At 68.7% G+C, this 14,861-nt stretch carries 11 protein-coding genes; 9 read left to right on the top strand and 2 right to left on the bottom strand.

Features of this window, described 5'->3' with window-relative positions; all coding sequences use genetic code 11:
* Positions 1 to 34 precede the first annotated feature (34 nt).
* Entirely contained in the window at positions 35 to 970 is a 936-nt protein-coding gene (locus AB0M48_RS02420; RefSeq protein ID WP_363835496.1) for a cellulose-binding domain-containing protein, read from the top strand.
* On the opposite strand, the gene AB0M48_RS02415 is transcribed toward AB0M48_RS02420, so the two are convergent.
* The gene (locus AB0M48_RS02415; protein ID WP_363835495.1) at positions 971 to 1,954 is read right to left on the bottom strand and encodes a LacI family DNA-binding transcriptional regulator; all 984 of its coding nucleotides are present in this window, start codon (positions 1,952 to 1,954) and stop codon (positions 971 to 973) included.
* Positions 1,955 to 2,027: 73 nt separating this feature from the next.
* On the opposite strand from AB0M48_RS02415, the gene AB0M48_RS02410 reads away from it, so the two are divergent.
* The 6 genes from AB0M48_RS02410 to AB0M48_RS02385 all read left to right on the top strand — a co-directional run bounded on the left by AB0M48_RS02410 (position 2,028) and on the right by AB0M48_RS02385 (position 9,833).
* Positions 2,028 to 3,200, top strand: a complete 1,173-nt coding sequence (locus tag AB0M48_RS02410; RefSeq protein WP_363835494.1) for an MFS transporter — start codon at positions 2,028 to 2,030, stop codon at positions 3,198 to 3,200.
* A 275-nt stretch (positions 3,201 to 3,475) separates the two neighbouring features.
* Positions 3,476 to 5,659 (top strand): pectinesterase family protein, encoded by a 2,184-nt coding sequence (locus AB0M48_RS02405; RefSeq protein ID WP_363835493.1) that lies wholly within the window; start codon positions 3,476 to 3,478, stop codon positions 5,657 to 5,659.
* Complete coding sequence (locus AB0M48_RS02400; protein ID WP_363835492.1) at positions 5,656 to 6,531, top strand: sugar ABC transporter permease; 876 nt, start codon at positions 5,656 to 5,658, stop codon at positions 6,529 to 6,531. Before AB0M48_RS02405 ends, AB0M48_RS02400 begins: the two co-directional genes overlap by 4 nt.
* Positions 6,528 to 7,409 (top strand): carbohydrate ABC transporter permease, encoded by an 882-nt coding sequence (locus tag AB0M48_RS02395; protein ID WP_363835491.1) that lies wholly within the window; start codon positions 6,528 to 6,530, stop codon positions 7,407 to 7,409. Before AB0M48_RS02400 ends, AB0M48_RS02395 begins: the two co-directional genes overlap by 4 nt.
* Positions 7,410 to 7,419: 10 nt before the next feature.
* On the top strand, positions 7,420 to 8,691 hold the full coding sequence (locus AB0M48_RS02390) for a sugar ABC transporter substrate-binding protein (protein WP_363835490.1): 1,272 nt from the start codon (positions 7,420 to 7,422) through the stop codon (positions 8,689 to 8,691).
* Positions 8,688 to 9,833 carry an enolase C-terminal domain-like protein gene (locus tag AB0M48_RS02385; RefSeq protein WP_363835489.1) on the top strand — a complete coding sequence of 382 codons (1,146 nt, stop codon included), beginning with the start codon at positions 8,688 to 8,690 and terminating at the stop codon, positions 9,831 to 9,833. The genes AB0M48_RS02390 and AB0M48_RS02385 overlap by 4 nt, the downstream gene beginning before the upstream one ends.
* A gap of 33 nt (positions 9,834 to 9,866) precedes the next feature.
* Here AB0M48_RS02385 and AB0M48_RS02380 read toward each other — a convergent pair whose 3' ends face one another.
* Positions 9,867 to 10,622, bottom strand: a complete 756-nt coding sequence (locus AB0M48_RS02380; RefSeq protein WP_363835895.1) for a pectate lyase — start codon at positions 10,620 to 10,622, stop codon at positions 9,867 to 9,869.
* 182 nt (positions 10,623 to 10,804) lie between these two features.
* On the opposite strand from AB0M48_RS02380, the gene AB0M48_RS02375 reads away from it, so the two are divergent.
* Positions 10,805 to 11,737, top strand: a complete 933-nt coding sequence (locus AB0M48_RS02375; protein WP_363835488.1) for a right-handed parallel beta-helix repeat-containing protein — start codon at positions 10,805 to 10,807, stop codon at positions 11,735 to 11,737.
* A gap of 243 nt (positions 11,738 to 11,980) precedes the next feature.
* Positions 11,981 to 14,857: a glycoside hydrolase family 48 protein gene (locus AB0M48_RS02370; protein WP_363835487.1), complete on the top strand. Its 2,877-nt coding sequence runs from the start codon at positions 11,981 to 11,983 to the stop codon at positions 14,855 to 14,857.
* The last annotated feature ends 4 nt before the right edge of the window (positions 14,858 to 14,861 follow it).

Genomic DNA, 14,861 nt, shown 5'->3' with positions numbered 1-14,861 from the left:
AGGGTTGTTGATGGTTCAACGACAATTTGGGGTAGTGGTGGCGCGCAAGCACTGGCTCGTGGTTCTGGTCCTGCTCACCGCAGCCTGCACGGCAGGGCCGCCGTCGCCGACGCCGTCCACCCGCACGCCCTGGAAACCGCCGTCCCTCGTGAACGAGGACGCGCGGTACCAGGGCGTGCTGCACTTCGTGCGCGACGTGGTCGACGGCCGGACCGTCGAGCTGGCGGATGGCACGAAGGCCCGCATCGCGCAGCTGGCGGAGCCCCCGGCCTGCTGGGCCGAGGGTGCGCTGTCGTTCGCCACGACGACGCTGCTGGCCAGCGCCGTCCGGATCAGTCCCGTCCTCTCCGGCGACGTGAACCTGACGCTGGAGGACGGCACCGACTACGCGTTGCTCGCGGTGCGGCAGGGCGTGCTGCGGGCGCAAGGTGTCGACGGCGGTGCGCTGCTCACGGCGGAGTCCGAGGCGGCCGCGACGGACAAGGGCCTGTGGGGACCGCCCTGCGACGGTCTCGACGCGCCCCTGCCCCCTGCCACCACCGCTCTCCCGGCGCCGGGCACGACCGCGGTGCCGCCGGGACCGGCTCCCTCGACCACGGTGCCTCCCCGCCCGGCGCCCACGACGACCGTGCCGCCGAAGCCGCCCGCACGGACGTGCGCGGTCTCCTACCGCATCTCCGGCCAGTGGCCGGGTGGCTTCCAGGCGAATGTGAGCGTGCGCAACACCGGTTCCACCTCGATCAACGGCTGGACGCTGCGGTGGAGTTTCGCGAACGGGCAGACCGTCACCGACATGTGGAACGCGAAAGCACGGCAGTCCGGCGCGACCGTCAACGCCGCGAACGCCGACTACAACCCGCAGATCCAGCCCGGCGGCTCGGTGTCGATCGGGTTCAACGGAGCGGTGCGGGGCGGTAACTCCGTTCCGAGCGTGTTCGCGCTCAACGGTCAGCCCTGTTCGGTCGAGTGATCACGCGCTGTCCCGCACGACGAGAGCGGAGGGGTAGAACGTCGCTCCAGACGTGTCACGGCGGTCGAGGACGGCCTGTGCCGCCGCGGCGGCGATGTCCTCCACCGGGTGCGTGCTCGTCGTGAGCGCCGGGCGGCTGAGTCCCGCGAACGCGATGTCGTCGAACCCGGCGACGGCCACGTCCCCCGGCACCCGCACGCCCAGCGCGTGAAGTCCGTCGAGGACACCCAGCGCGGTGAGGTCGCTGAGCGCGAACACCGCGTCGGTGTCCGGCCACCGCGCCATGATCTCGGTGGCGGCCTCGGTGCCGCGGGCGGCGGTGAAGTCGCCGGTGACGACCCGGGGTTCGGCGCCGCTGTCGCGCAGCACCCTCCGGTAGGCGTCGACGGCGCGGTCGCAGCACGGCAGCCAGGCCGGCCCGGTGACCATCGCGATCCGGCGCCTGCCGGTGCGCACGAGGTGCCGCACGACCCCGTCCGTGCCGGCGCGGTTGTCCACGTCGAACGACGGCACGTGCCGTGCGCCGACCCCGACCGCGGCGACCCGTCCGCGCAGGGTCCGCGGCACGCTCTCCAGCGCGGGACGCGTCGGGTTCACCACCACCAGGCCACCGAGCCCGCGGCCGTCGGCCAGCCGGGCGAGCGAACCGGGATCGGCCAGGGGCAGCCAGTGCAGGGAGACACCGACCTCGCGCTCGGCGGCGACGTGCGCCGCCGACGTCAGGACGCGGCCGACGTAGGGGTCGTCGAGCACGGCGGCGGTGTGGCCGATGACGGCGATGGCGAGGCGCGTGCCGGTGCGGGTGACCAGCGCGCGGGCGGAGGCGTCCGGCACGTAGCCGAGCGCCGCGACGGCCGCGGCCACCCTGTCCCGTGCCCGCGGCGATGCCGGACCCTGGCCGGTGACCACGCGCGAGGCGGTGGCCCGGGACACGCCTGCGGCCCGTGCCACGTCGTCGAGTGTCGCGGTGCGTTCTCCCGTCATCTCAGCAGTATTGCGGTGGAAGCGCTTCCATGTATGGGGTGGAGACTTCGTGTATCGAGAAAGGAGGACCGGGATGTCGGTCACGGTGCCACGCAGTCAGGTCCGAGCCGCCGCCGCGGGGGTCGCGGTCACCTTCGGGCTGAACGGCGTGGCCGTGGCGACGTGGTTCGCCCGCGTGCCCGCCGCCCGTGACGCACTGGGCCTGACGCCCGGCGCGCTGGGGTTGCTGCTGCTGTCGATGTCCGCGGGCGCGTGCCTGGCGATGCTCACCGCGGGCGAGGTCACGCACCGGCTCAGGCCGAAACGGACGGTCAGCCTCTCGGCGGTGACGGTCGCCGTGGGACTCGCGGTGGCGGGCGTCGGTATCGGCACCTACCCGTCGCCGACGGTGACGGCGATCGGGATCTTCGTGCTCGGCTACGGCTCGGGCCTGTGCGACGTGGCGATGAACGTCGAGGCAGCGGAGGTGGAACGCGCCCTCGGCAAGACGGTGATGCCGCGCTTCCACGCCATGTGGAGCCTCGGCACGGTCGCCGCGGCCGGTCTGGCGTCGTTCGCGGCGTGGGCGGTCCTGCCCGTCACCGCACACCTGGCCGTGGTGGCCGTGATCGTCGCCGGCGGCACGCTGCTGGCCGCGCGCACGTACAGCCTGGCCGCCGAGGCGGAACACGGCAGCGGCAGCGGTGTCATGGCGGCGTGGCGGGAACCGCGCACGTTGCTGATCGGGCTGCTCGTGCTGGTGCTGGCGTTCACCGAGGGCACCGCGAACGACTGGGTGGCGGTGGCGTTCATCGACGGCTACGAGGTCGACCCGGCCTTGGGCGCCCTGGTGTTCGGCGTGTTCGTCACGACGATGACGTTCGGCAGGATCTTCGGCACCATCGCGCTGGACCGCTGGGGCCGCGTGCCTGCTGTCGTCCTCTCGATGCTGCTGGCCGCCTCGGGCGTGACACTGGCGGTGTCCGCCGGGTCGTTCGGCGTGGCGGTCGCCGGCGTGGCCGTCTGGGGACTCGGGACGGCGCTGGGCTTCCCGGTGGGCATGAGCGCGGCCGCCGACGATCCCGAGCGCGCGGCGGCACGGGTCAGCGTCGTCGCGGTGATCGGCTACACCGCTTTCCTGGCGGGGCCGCCGCTCGTGGGGCTGCTCGGCAACGAGATGGGGGTGTTGCGGGCCTTGCTGGTCGTGCCGCTGTTGTTGCTGCCCGCACTGGTGCTCACGCCTTCGCTGCGACAGCCCAAGGGCTGAGGTCTCCCTGATCGTCGAAGGACGAACGCCGCGATCGAGTTCCGATCGCGGCGTTCGTCTGTTCGCACTACACCGAGAGCGCAAGAATTGATCAACCGCTGATCCACCACCCCGGACGTTCGACGGTATTCGATTCGAAGAATCGTCGAACGCCGGGGCGAATCGTCGAATGAATTCACTTCGTTGACGCATGCCGGAAGCATTCGTAATACTCGGTTCACGATCGTGGACCTTGTTCAAGAATGTGAATCCTCCTTTCCGAAGGGTATTCCGTCATGCGGCTTTTCGTTGGCGCGCTGGTTCTGGCCTGCGCATCCACCGGGGTGGTGAACCTCCCCGCGCACGCCGGTCACGACCCCGCGCGGCAGGTGCTGCCCGCGGGGGACGGCTGGGCGTCGGCCGGGCCGGGCACGACCGGGGGAGCGGCGGCCCCCACCGCGAACGTGCACGAGGTGCGCACGCGCGCCGAGCTCGTCGCGGCGCTCGCGGCCCCGGCTCCCCGGATCATCAAGGTCAGGGGAGTGATCGACGCGAACACCGGCGCGGACGGGAAACCGTTGCGGTGTGAGGACTACGCGACCGACGGCTACACGTTCGCCGGCTACCTCGCGGCGTACGACCCGGCGGTCTGGGGATGGGAGCGTGAACCCGAAGGGGCGCTCGAGGACGCTCGGGTGGCGTCGGCGAAGAAGCAGGAAGCGGTCATCGCGCTGAACGTCCTCGCGGACACCACGATCATCGGGGTCGGACGCGGGGCCGGGATCACCGGGGGCAGCCTCAGGATCCACAACGCGCGCAACGTGATCGTGCGCAACCTGACCTTCCGCGACACCCGGGACTGCTTCCCGCAGTGGGATCCCACGGACAACAGCCCCGGCTCCCCGCCCGGCAACTGGAACTCCCTCTACGACTCGGTGTCGGTCCAGCGTTCCGAGAACGTGTGGGTCGACCACAGCACGTTCACCGACGAGCCGAACGTGGACAGCACCCAGCCGCTCCACTTCGGACGGCCGTACCAGGTGCACGACGGGCAGCTCGACATCACGAACGGGTCCGACCTCGTCACCGTGTCCCGCAACGTCTTCGCCGAGCACGGCAAGACCATGCTGATCGGCTCGTCGAACTCCTCCACGACCGACCCGGGCAAGCTGCGGGTCTCGGTGCACCACAACGTCTTCCGCAACGTGCTGGAACGCGCGCCCCGCGTGCGGTTCGGCCAGGTGCACGTCTACAACAACCTGTACGAAGGCGAGCAGACCTACAGCTGGGGCGTCGGCGTCAAGTCCCAGATCTACGCGCAGAACAACTACGTCAAGGGCATCGCGCCGGAGAAGATCGTCTACAACTGGGGCGGCACGGCGATCACCGACACCGGCAACCTCGTCGACGGCAAGCCGGTGAGCCTGGTGAACGCGCACAACGCGGCGTTCCCCGACAAGGCGCTCGGCACCGACGCCGGGTGGACGCCGACCCTGAACCGCGGTCTCGAACCCGCGCACCGGATCAAGCACCTCCGGGCGGGCGCGCCACCGGCAGGACACCACATCGTGGTGGGCAAGGGTTTCGCCACCGTGCAGTCCGCGATCGACGCGGCACCGGCCGGAGGCGTGATCACGCTGCCCAAGGGCGTGTACCGGGAGGTCGTCAAGATCCCGGCGACCAAGAAGGACCTCACCCTGCGGGGCGCCACCGGACGCGCCCAGGACGTGGTGATCGACTTCGACAACGCCAGCGGCACGAAGAAGCCCGACGGCACCACCTACGGCACGACGGGCAGCGCCACGGCGACCATCGCGGCGGACGGGTTCACCGCCCGCGACGTCACCTTCCGCAACTCGTTCGACCGCAAGAAGCACCCGGAGATCACCGCCACGCAGGCCGTCGCGGTCAAGGCGACCGGCGATCGAATGCTGTTCGACCGCGTGCGCTTCGAAGGCCACCAGGACACCCTGTACGCCGACACCCCGGCCGTGAACACGCGGTCGCGGCAGTACTACCGGGACTGCGCGATCACCGGGGACGTCGACTTCCTCTTCGGCCGGGCGACGGCCGTGTTCGAACGGGCGACCATCACCGCGCTGAACCGCGGGAGCGACCCCAACGGGTACGTGACCGCCGCCAGCACGCGGAAGGACAACCCGCACGGCTTCCTGATCGTCAACTCGAAGATCCGCAGCGACGCCCCGGCCGGTACGTACTTCCTCGGCCGGCCCTGGCACCCCGGCGGTGACCCGGACGCGATCGCACAGGTCGTCATCCGCGACACCGAGCTGCCCGCGGCGATCAAGAGCCAGCCGTGGACCGACATGTCCGGGTTCCCCTGGCGTGAGGCCAGGTTCGCCGAGTACCGCAACACCGGGCCGGGCGCGGGCACCGGAACCGACCGTCCCCAGCTCACCGACGAGCAGGCGCGGCAGCACACGAAGACCGCCTACCTGAGCGGGTGGAACCCGGCGTGAGGACCCGCACGTGGGCGCCGTACGCCCTGATCGCCCCGACGCTCGTGCTGATGGCGGTGTTCCTGGTCTACCCGATCGCCAGCGTCGGGTGGTTCAGCCTCCGCCAGCACACCGTCACGCAGCCGTGGAAGAACGGCTTCATCGGCTTCGAGAACTTCCGGCGGATGCTGTTCGAGGACCAGCTGTTCTGGCAAAGCCTCGTGTTCAGCGCCAAGTGGGTGGTCGTCGAGGTCGGTCTGCAACTGGTGCTGGGACTCGTCCTCGCGCTGATCGTCAACGAGACGTTCGTCGGCCGGGCGCTCGCACGGGCGCTGGTCTTCTCGCCGTGGGCGGTGTCCGGTGTGCTCACCACCGGCATCTGGATCCTGCTCTACAACCCGTCGACGGGGATCTTCCAGCAGCTCGCCCAGTGGGGCATCGGTGATCCCGGCACCTCGGTGCTCGGTGATCCGGCGACCGTGTTCCCCGCGACCGTCATCACCGAGCTGTGGCGCGGGGTGCCGTTCTTCGCGATCCTGCTGCTCGCCGACCTGCAGACCATCCCGAACGACCTGTACGAGGCCGCCTCGGTCGACGGCGCCGGGCGGTGGCGCAAGTTCATCAGCGTCACCCTGCCGCACCTGCGGGACGCGATCGTGCTGTCCACGTTGCTGCGGGCGGTGTGGGAGTTCAACAACGTCGACCTCATCTACACCCTCACCGGTGGTGGACCGGCAAACCAGACCACCACGCTGCCGCTCTACGTGGCCCGAAAAGCCGTCGACTCGCACGACTTCGGCTACGGCTCGGCGCTGACGATGGCCGGCTTCGTGATCCTGCTGTTCTTCTCCATCCTCTACCTGAGGCTGTCCAAGTTCGGGAGCAGGGCATGACCCAGACACTCAGCCGCCCGACGACGACGGTCGTGCCGCCACCGGCGCCGCCGCGACGCAAGAAGCACCGCGACCCGAGCCGGTACTTCCGGCTGCACCTCCCGCTGGTGCTCTACCTGCTGTTCACGCTGATCCCGTTCTACTGGATGCTCGTCTTCGCGTTCCGGCCGACGGGCCAGACCTCGCTCGTGCCGTGGCCGATCACGCTCGAGCACTTCGACACGGTGTGGAACGGCATCGGGTTCGGGGTGTTCTTCCAGAACAGCCTGATCATCGGGGTCGGCACGATGATCGTCGTCACCGTGTTCGCGCTCATGGGCGGCTACGCCCTGGCGCGCTTCAAGTTCCGCGGTCAACGGGTCTTCCTGCTGGCGTTGCTGTGCACGCAGTTCATCCCCGGCGCGATGATGCTGATCCCGTTGTTCGTGATCTTCAAGTCGGCCGGGCTGCTGAACAGCCTCACCGGCCTGGTGATCGCGGACACCGCGTTCCAGCTGCCGCTCGCGCTGATCCTGATGAGCGGCTTCGTGCGCAACGTCCCGATCGAGCTCGAAGAGGCCGCCATGGTCGACGGCTGTTCGCGGCTGCGCGCGTTCTTCGCGGTGACGCTGCCGCAGCTCAAGCCCGCGCTCGTGGCCGTCGGGTCGTTCGCGTTCATCGGTGCCTGGAACAACTTCCTGTTCGCGCTGATGTTCGCGAGCAAGCAGGACAAGTTCACGCTGCCGGTCGGGCTGAGCTACGCGCTGGGGGAGTTCAACACCGACTTCGGGGCGCTCGCGGCGGGCGGAGTCGTCGCCGCGGTGCCGGTCGTACTGGTTTTCGCCGTGGTGCAGCGGTTCCTGGTGCAGGGACTCAGCGCCGGCGCGGTCAAGGGATGAGGAAGAGGACATGAAGAGACTGCTGGTCGCGCTGGCGCTCGTGCTGAGCGCGTGTTCCGCGGGGGGACAGGACGGGCCCACGACGGTCACGTTCTGGGACAACAACGGCGGCCCCGGCCGCACACCCATCTACCAGGAGCTGATCAAGCGGTTCGAGGCGGCGAACCCGGACATCAAGATCGAGTACGTCGGCATCCCGAGCTCGTCGGTGCAGCAGAAGTACGACACGGCCATCGCCGGCGGGTCCACTCCGGACGTCGGCGGTGTCACGACGTCCTACCTCGCACACCTCGTCGGGCAGGACGCGCTCGAACCGGCGGACGACCGGATCGAGAACGGCGCGCTCAAGGGGAAGCTGTTGCCAGGCCTGCTGGAGACGGTGCGGCAGACCGCACCGGACGGCAAGCTCTACGCCGTTCCCGCGTCGGGCAACATGGACATCATCTGGTACCGGTCCGACCGGTTCGAGGAGAACAAGATCCCGGAACCGGTCACCTGGGACGACCTGACCAAGGCCGCCGTCCAGCTGACGAGGCCGGCGGAAAACCAGTACGGCTTCACGATCCGCGGTGGTGCGGGATCGGTCTTCCAGCTGCTGTCCGAGGCCTACTCCTACTCCGGTGTGGAGAAGTTCTACGAGGGCGGCAAGAGCACGGTCGCCGACCCGCGCAACGCCGAGCTCGTGCGCAAGGTGGCCGAGCTGTACAAGAAGGCCACGCCCGAGGCCGACGTGAACAACAGCTACACGCAGATGGTCGCGCAGTTCACCGGCGGCACGGTGGCGATGATGCACCACAACCTCGGCTCGACCGCGGACGTGATGAAGGCCCTCGGCCCGGAACGCGTCGCCGCCATGCCGTTGCCCAAGGGACCGTCCGGCAAGCGCACGGTGGTGCCGAACCCGACCGACGGTTTCGCGGTGTTCAAGGGCAGCAAGAACCGCGACGCGTCGTGGAAGTTCGTCGAGTTCCTGACGTCGGCCGAGAGCAACGGCTACTGGAACGAGAAGGTCGGCCAGATCCCGGCGAACACGGACGTGCGCGGCGCCGAGTGGATCCAGAAGAACCCGGCCGTGAAGATGGCGCTCGGGGTGCTGGAGGACCCGGCCACCGTGCTCGTGCCCGCGCCGGTCTACCTGCCGGAGTACTCGTCGATCACCAAGACCGACACCGAACCGCTCTACCAGAAGGTGTTGCTGGGCCAGATGCCCGCGCAGGAGTTCCTCGACCAGCTCGCGGCCAAGCTCACCACCGCCCAGCAGGACTGGGAGAAGCGCAAGTGATCGAACGGGTGGTGGTGCGGACGTTCAAGACCACGGCGGCCACGTCCGTCGACCCGGAGGGGCACCGGCATCCGGCGCCCGAGCACGAGGTCGTCGAGGCACTGCTGGAGATCACCGACACCGACGGCGTCACGGGGTACTGCCAGGTCCAGCCCGACCAGCTGCGGCCCGCCGTGCTGGACAAGCACGTGCGGCCGGTGCTGCTGGGGCAGGACCCGTGGGACCGCGAACGGCTGTGGCGGCTGCTCGCGCGACGGCAGCGGGGCGCGCACGGCGGGTTCACCGACCGCGCGCTCGGGTTCGTCGACCAGGCGCTGTGGGACCTGGTGGCACGCCGGGCCGAGCTGCCGGCGTGGAAGCTCGCCGGCGGCGCCCGCGACCGGATTCCCGCCTACGGCAGCACGATGTGCGGTGACACGGACGGGCTGGCGACACCGGGCGACTACGCGGACTTCGCCAAGCACCTCGTGTCGGTGGGCTACCGGGCCATCAAGCTGCACACGTGGATGCCGCCGGTGCCCGGTGCGCCCAGCGTGTCCCGTGACGTCGAGGCGTGCCAGGCCGTGCGGGACGCGGTGGGGCCCGGCATCGCGCTGATGCTCGACGCGAGCCACTGGTACTCGCGGACCGAGGCGCTGCGGCTCGGCAGGGCGTTGCAGGAGCTGGACTTCTACTGGTTCGAGGAGCCGATGGAGGAGGCCTCGATCAGCTCCTACCGGTGGCTCTCCGAGCAGCTGGACATCCCGGTGATCGGCCCGGAGGTGGCGTGGGGCAAGCACCTCACCCGCGCCGAGTGGATCGCCGCCGGGGCGTGCGACATCCTGCGGGCGGGCCCCGCGGGCAGTGGCGGCATCACCCCGGTGCTCAAGACCGTGCACCTCGCGGAGTCGTTCAACATGGACTGCGAGATCCACGGCAACGGGGCGGGCAGCCTCACCGTGCTCGGTGCGACGGATGCCGGCCGGTGGTACGAACGGGGTCTGCTGCACCCGCAGGTCGACTTCGACCGGGTCCCGCCGCATCGGAACTCCATTCCCGATCCGCTGGACGAGAACGGGTGCGTGACGCTTCCGCTGATACCCGGAATCGGCGACGACTGGAATTTCGAACACATCGGAGTTCACACTCTTGAAGTGTGGTGAGAAATGCCCCGGCCAGTGGCCGGGGCATTTCCTCTACTTGTAGGTGATGTCCGAGGACTTGAACAGGCAGTTCGTGCTGTCCGCCCCGGTGCCGATTTTCTTCGGCTCACCGCTCGTGACGCCCTGGTACTTGTCGCAGATAGCGATCTTCTTGCTGCTGTCCCCGACGATGGTGATCCTCGAGAACCGCGCGGTGTCGCCGTAGTTGGTGTTGATGCCGACCAGCGACTTGCCGGGGGAGAACGCGGTGACGTTCTCCAGCACGACGTGCCGCTTGTGCTGCGTCTTGCAGTTCCCGCAGGACCGGTAGAGCTTGCCGAAGTCGTCCACCTGGAAGTTGCGGATGATCATCGTGCCCGGCCCGTTGTGCTGGAACACTTTGTCCGACGCCTTGCGCGCGCCACCACCGCTGATGGTCATGGTCTGCGACGACGACGTGCCCTTGAACGTGGCCGCGTCCTCGCCGACGTCCTCCCACCAGACGTTGGTCAGCGTGCAGGTGCCGAGGCAGTGGACGCCGTCCGCGGCCGGCGCGCCGAGCACGACGTTCTTCAGCGTCGCGCCGTCGGCCAGCTGGAAGATCGGGCCCTGGTCCTCGCCCTGGCCGCCGGAACCGAGTGCGCCGGTGCCGTAGAACCGTTGCATGCCGCCGTCGTAGCCGCTCGATCCGACCTTGATGGTCGTGCCGACCGGTTTCGATCCGGACGGGGTGGGGAAGGTGCTGCCCGCTGCCTGTGCCTGAGGTGCGAGAAACGCGGCCAGGGCCGCGGCCAACACCAATGGTGCCATTTTCTTCATGTGCGCTCCGCTTGCAGGGGGATGCGCGGCGGTAATTAGATGGTAGAGCGAAGATCTTTTCTGTCAACCTCTAATCGAACGTTCGAATCGAATATCGTCGAACTGGTTGACCGTTTTGCCCGGTGCTGGTTGTGTGAGTTCTACCGCCGCTCACTCTCATTGGGAGCGAGTAAATGATTCCAAAGCGCACAGCATTGATTTCCGCCGTCGCGCTGGTCCTGGGTGCGATGTCCGTTCCCCAGGCGGCCGCCGCTCCGTTCGGGCTGGTCGGCTGGGCCACTCAGGGTGGTGGCACGACGGGAGGCGGCAGCGCCTCACCGATCACCGTCACCACGGCGTCCGCGTTCGTCGCGGCCGCGAAGGCGTCGGGCGCGGCCGTGATCCGGGTCTCCGGCACGATCTCGCTGTCGAGCATGGCGAAGGTCGCCTCGAACAAGACCATCGAGGGCGTCGGCTCGACCGCGACGATCACGGGGCAAGGGCTGAACATCGCCAACGCCTCGAACGTGATCGTGCGCAACCTCAACTTCCGCAGCTGGGGTGACGACGCGGTCAACGTGCAGTACTCCACCCGCGTGTGGATCGACCACAACACCTTCTCCAACGGCTACGACGGTGCGGTCGACGTCAAGCGGGCCTCGGACTACGTCACGGTGTCCTGGAACAAGTTCACCAGTCACAACAAGACGATGCTGCTGGGTCACAGCGACGACAACGGTTCTGAGGACCGCGGCAAGCTCCGGGTGACCTACCACCACAACTGGTTCGACGGCACGCAGCAGCGTCACCCGCGGGTTCGCTTCGGCAACCCGGTGCACGTCTACAACAACTATTACGGCGGTGTGACGGACTACGGCGTCGCGTCGACCGTCGAGGCCGGGGTCCTGGTCGAAGGCAACTACTTCGAGAACACCAAGGACCCGTTCCACCGCGGTGAGGGTAGTTCGCCCGGTGGGTCGCTGGTGGCGCGCAACAACCACTTCGTCAACTCGGGAACGGGCGACCAGGGCGGCTCTGTGAAGAGCCTTCCCTACTCGTACCCGCTGGACAGCGCCAGCAGCGTGAAGAGCGTGGTCACGGCCGGTGCGGGAGCCGGACGCGGCTGACGAGACCAGGGGGCGCCCGAAGTGGCGTGGGCGCCCCCACCTTCTTCTGGGACCGCTCCCAGGATTCCACTCGAAGAGAGCAGTAAGAGGAACCGGCAGAGCAACCGCTGTTGTGCTGAAAGGCGCAATCGGCAGGACTTTCTGGCCCAGATTCGGCTACACCTCTGGTCCTTTGATCGCTGTGGGCCACGTTACAGTGCGGTGAACTCTGGGAGCGCTCCCAGTTGTCGAGAGGGCGGCGGCATGACTCGACGAAAAGTGGCGTTGGCGGTTGCGGCGGTGGTGTTGGTCGGCGGAACTCCCGCCGTCGCGGCACCGGCCGCGGTGGCCTGCAGCGTCACCTACCAGATCACCAACGAGTGGAACACCGGATTCGGCGCTGCTGTGTCGATCCGGAACGACGGGGAGGCGCTGAACGGCTGGAACCTGACCTGGACGTTCCCGGACGGGCAACGGGTCACGCAGGGCTGGAGCGGCAACTTCACGCAGACCGGCGCAGTGGTGAGCGTGACCAACCCGCCCTGGGCCCCGACCCTGGCTGCGGGTGGCACCGCGCAGGTCGGCTTCAACGGCAGCAAGGGTGCGACGAACCGGCCACCGACGGACTTCGCCGTGAACGGCGTGTCCTGCACCGGGCCGAACCAGTCGCCCTCGGTGGCGCTGACGGCGCCCACGAGCGGCAGCAGCTACACCCTGCCCGCGCAGATCCCGCTGGCGGCGACCGCGCAGGACACCGACGGCACGGTGGCCAAGGTCGACTTCTACGCGGGGGACACCCTGATCGCCACCGACACCAGCGCGCCGTTCAGCGGCACGTGGACGTCGGCGCCGGCAGGTGACCACAGCATCACCGCGAGGGCGACGGACAACCTCGGTGCCACCAAGACCTCGGCACCGGCCGCGGTCAAGGTCCTGTCCGGACCGGCGGTGCTGGCCTCGCCGAGCACGGTCTCGGTCAAGCAGGGCCAGACGGCGACGTTCGACGTCTCCCTGGCCACGGCACCGAGCCAGCCCGTCACGGTCACGCTCGCCCGCAGCGGCAGCGCGGACCTGACAGCGACCCCGGCCACGCTCACGTTCTCCGGCACCGCGAAGCAGACGGTGACGGTGACGTCGGCGAACAACGGTGGCGCGCTCGGTACGGCCACGTTCACGGCCTCGGCCACCGGGTACAGCCCGGCGAGCGTCACGGTCAACGAGATCGACCCGTCCACGTCGGACTTCAACAAGGCGTTCCTCGATCAGTACAACAAGATCAAGGACCCGGCGAGCGGCTACTTCCGCAAGTTCGGCGACCTCCTCGTGCCGTACCACTCGGTCGAGACGCTGATGGTGGAGGCACCGGACCACGGTCACCAGACCACGTCCGAGGCGTTCAGCTACTACCTGTGGCTGGAAGCGAGCTACGGCCGGGTCACCGGTGACTGGGCGCCGTTCAAGTCCGCGTTCGCCTCGATGGAGAAGTTCATCATCCCGGCGAAGGCCGACCAGCCGACCAACGACAAGTACGACCCGTCGAAGCCGGCCACGTACGCGCCCGAGCACCCGAGGATGGACGCCTACCCGTCGACGCTGGACGGCACCGTTCCCGTCGGCCAGGACCCGATCGCGGCCGAGCTGAAGTCCGCGTACGGCAACTCGGACGTCTACGGCATGCACTGGCTCATCGACGTCGACAACACCTACGGCTTCGGCCGGTGCGGCGACGGCACGACGGCCCCCGCGTACATCAACACCTACCAGCGCGGTTCGTCGGAGTCGGTGTGGGAGACGATCCCGCAGCCCTCGTGCGACACGTTCAAGCACGGTGGACCCAACGGCTTCCTGGACCTGTTCACCAAGGACGCGTCCTACGCCAAGCAGTGGAAGTACACCAACGCACCGGACGCGGACGCCCGCGTGGTGCAGGTGGCGCTGCTCGCCCAGCAGTGGGCCACGGCGCAGGGCAAGGCCGGCGACATCTCCAGCGAGATCGGCAAGTCCGCGAAGATGGGCGACTACCTGCGGTACGCCATGTTCGACAAGTACTTCAAGCGCGTCGGCAACTGCAACAGCCCCGCGTCGTGCCCCGGCGCGACGGGCAAGAACAGCGCTCACTACCTGATGTCCTGGTACTACGCGTGGGGCGGTGCGACCGACACGTCCGCCGGCTGGGCGTGGCGCATCGGTGACGGTGCCTCGCACCAGGGCTACCAGAACCCGTTGGCAGCGCACGCTCTCGCGAACGTGCCGGCACTCAAGCCGTTGTCCGCCACCGGGCAGCAGGACTGGGCGACGAGCCTCAACCGGCAGCTCGAGATGCTGCAGTGGCTGCAGTCGGCCGACGGTGGTCTCGCCGGCGGTGTCACGAACAGCTGGGAGGGGCAGTACGCCTCGCCTCCGGCGGGCACGCCGACGTTCTACGGCATGCACTACGACGCCCACCCCGTGTGGCGCGACCCGCCGAGCAACCGGTGGTTCGGCTTCCAGGTGTGGGGGATCGAGCGCACGGCGGCGCTGTACCGGCTGACCGGTGACGCGCGCGCCAAGAAGATCCTCGACAAGTGGGTGCCGTGGGCGATCGCGAACACCACGACCGGCACGAACTTCCAGATCCCCGCGGACCTGGAGTGGTCGGGAGCACCGGACACGTGGAACGCGACCAACCCCGGCGCGAACGCGAACCTGCGGGTCCGCGTGGTCAACCACAACCAGGACGTCGGCATCGCCGCGTCGTACGCCAAGGTGCTGCTCAACTACGCGGCGAAGTCGGGCAACGCCGCGGCCAAGACCACGGGTGAGTCGCTGCTGACGTCGTTGCTCTCGCACCAGGACAGTTTGGGCATCGCGACGCCGGAGACCCGCACGGACTACAACCGGTTCGACGACGTCTACAACACCTCCACCGCGGAAGGCCCGTACGTGCCGCCGGGCTGGACCGGGAAGATGCCCAACGGTGACCAGATCGGTCAGGGCTCGTCGTTCCTGTCCATGCGGTCGATGTTCCGCAACGACCCCCAGTGGCCGAAGGTGCAGTCCTATCTGGACGGTGGACCGGCACCGACGTTCACCTACCACCGGTTCTGGGCGCAAGCCGAGATCGCCACGGCGTTCGCCCTGCACGCCGAGATCTACGGGTGAGGAG

The organism is Lentzea sp. NPDC051208 (assembly GCF_040682435.1).
Classification (GTDB): Bacteria; Actinomycetota; Actinomycetes; order Mycobacteriales; family Pseudonocardiaceae; genus Lentzea; species Lentzea kristufekii.
Note: the sequence above shows the minus strand (reverse complement) of the source record. Positions and strands in the feature narration are given on the sequence as shown.